This is a genomic window from uncultured Nostoc sp. (assembly GCF_964247315.1).
Lineage (GTDB): Bacteria > Cyanobacteriota > Cyanobacteriia > Cyanobacteriales > Nostocaceae > Nostoc.
Window position 1 is genome coordinate 1 of sequence record NZ_CAXTTT010000250.1, and the last position, 2,407, is coordinate 2,407.

Genomic DNA, 2,407 nt, shown 5'->3' on the forward strand with positions numbered 1-2,407 from the left:
AGTCTTTTAGCTTCATTAATGAGTCTTTGAACTCCATTAAAGAGTCTTTGAACTCTATTAATGAACCTCTGAACTCCGTTAACGATCTGACTTTTTACGTCATGTGTAAAAACTAACAAAAGACATAACCCCTACCCCTTCCCTACAAGCAAAGCTAACCGTGTACACACAAGTCAAATTACCCCCCTTAATCCCCCCTTATAAAGGGGGGAAATAAGAAATCTTGTTGCCTCCCCTTTCTAAGGGGAGGGTTAGGGTGGGGTAAAACTAACGCGAAAAACCAGGTGAGTAAGCTATTTCAGACTTGTGTATACACCGTAGACAAGCGAAGGAGGGAAAATTCAAAGCCTCTTCCCTAGAAGGGGAGAGATTTGGAGAAAGGTCAGAATATCGAGTTGCACTTTGTTAATCCCCAAATACCATGCCAAACCCCAACTTTCCAGCTACAAACACACTAGGAAAAGCATTCGCCACTACAACCACCAGCCGCACACCTTTCCTAGAAATTAAAGACGTTACCAAAGTCTATCCCACAAAGAAAGGCCCCTTCACCGTACTCGATGGCGTTAACCTCAACGTCGAACAAGGCGAGTTTATCTGCGTCATCGGCCACTCTGGCTGTGGCAAATCGACGCTGTTAAATATGGTATCCGGTTTTAACTTTCCCACTTCCGGGCAAGTGTTACTCGAAGGAGAACCCATTACCAAACCAGGCCCAGACAGGATGGTTGTCTTCCAAAACTATGCCCTGTTACCGTGGCGAACTGCTTTTGAAAATATCTATTTAGCTGTCAACGCCGTTTATCCTAACAAACCACAAGCTGAAAAAAGAGCGATCGTGCGCGATCATCTAGCAATGGTGGGACTGGCTGATGCAATGGAAAAGAAACCAATGCAAATGTCTGGCGGGATGAGACAAAGAGTTTCTATCGCTCGTGCTTTGGCGATTCGTCCGAAAGTCTTAATTTTAGATGAACCTTTTGGGGCGCTGGATGCCATCACCAAAGAAGAATTACAAGAAGAATTGCTGAAAATATGGGGCGATAACCGTTGTACAGTGCTGATGATTACCCACGACATCGACGAGGCACTATTTTTAGCAGATAAATTGGTAATGATGACCAATGGCCCCCATGCAAAAATTGGTGAAGTTATGGAAATTCCTTTTTCTCGTCCTCGCGATCGCAGCCGCATTATGGAAGATCCACAATACTACCAACTGCGTAACTATGCCTTAGACTTTCTCTTTAACCGCTTTGCCCATGATGACGTAGGTTGAGCCATCATTCATTTTTGCAAAATAGTACCAGATGCTAGCAAGAAGAATTCTGCAATCAATAGGGGCAATTCAGGGATTGCCTCTACAACTACCTCTACAAGTTATAAAGTATGTGTACGAGTATGTTGAGAAAAAATCTGTATGGCAAGCTACCCAGAAAGCGTAACTGATAACGAATCCGTTAATGCTTTAATCGGCGAGACGACGAGCATTAACCATCTTGAAGTGATTGAAAATGTCATCGACTCTTTGGAACAAGATGATAGTGCAATGGTTAACCACACTCCAGAGGGTGGTTATCTCTGGAAGTTTAAGTATGGAAGTGTGGAAGTATTTGTCCAACTCAACGGGACAACCGATGAAGACACCATAACGGTTTGGTCTGCGGTGCTAAATTTACCTGCCAAAGATGAACCCAAGTTGATGCGGTATCTTTTGGAGTTAAACTGCTCTAGTACTTTTGAAGCGCGTTTTGGTATTATTGAAAACCGAGTTGTTGTAATATCGACACGCACCTTAGCAGAGTTATCTCCCGGCGAAGTGTCTCGGCTAATTACCATTGTGGCAACGATCGCTGATAATAACGATGAAGCCTTACAAACTGAATTTGGTGCAACTTAAGGAATTTTAGATTGCGCTATTGCTACATCCGATGCATAGCAATCCGGTTTGGGCGAATCTGCAAAGACTTTTTTCTATGTACCAATTAAAAGCGCCTGGGAGTGTTGCCGTGTTTCCACCCCAGGCGCTTTTTCCTTTTAACTTGCTCCTCACACAAATAAATAGTATCACTGCTTGAATCAAAAAGCGAGTTTAGTAAGTGACACTTTTAAAACTGCACCGTCAATTGAATTTAGGTTTATATTCCCTTGACTTGACTCCATCTGCATTTTGGGTGCGATCGCTCCATAAAGGCGGTTTGCTTGACAGACGCGATCGCATCCAGGATATCTGTTTGGCTGCTGATTTCATTACACAGCCGCTTCCTTAGTAATCACCAGCCTTCAAAAACTGAGTTAGGGAGGAGCTAAACTTTACAAGTTTTAACATAACTAATTAAATAATTGTTAAAGATATAGCGTTTACCAGTCTAATGAAGTACACTAAGTAAAATAAATCAGTGTATCT

General features: G+C 42.6%; 3 protein-coding genes. All 3 read left to right on the forward strand.

Going from position 1 to position 2,407, the window contains the following annotated elements:
• Positions 1-421: 421 nt before the first annotated feature.
• On the forward strand, positions 422-1,279 hold the full coding sequence (locus tag ACFE93_RS34395; protein WP_375480578.1) for a nitrate ABC transporter ATP-binding protein: 858 nt from the start codon (positions 422-424) through the stop codon (positions 1,277-1,279).
• A gap of 141 nt (positions 1,280-1,420) precedes the next feature.
• Entirely contained in the window at positions 1,421-1,900 is a 480-nt protein-coding gene (locus ACFE93_RS34400) for a YbjN domain-containing protein (protein WP_375480580.1), read from the forward strand.
• 199 nt (positions 1,901-2,099) lie between these two features.
• On the forward strand, positions 2,100-2,270 hold the full coding sequence (locus ACFE93_RS34405; RefSeq protein WP_375480582.1) for a hypothetical protein: 171 nt from the start codon (positions 2,100-2,102) through the stop codon (positions 2,268-2,270).
• The last annotated feature ends 137 nt before the right edge of the window (positions 2,271-2,407 follow it).

Excerpts from the sequence above, each read along its gene's own strand:
- ACFE93_RS34395 (WP_375480578.1), top strand. The coding sequence starts at position 422 with ATGCCAAACCCCAACTTTCCAGCTACAAACACACTAGGAAAAGCATTC.
- ACFE93_RS34400 (WP_375480580.1), top strand. The coding sequence starts at position 1,421 with ATGGCAAGCTACCCAGAAAGCGTAACTGATAACGAATCCGTTAATGCT.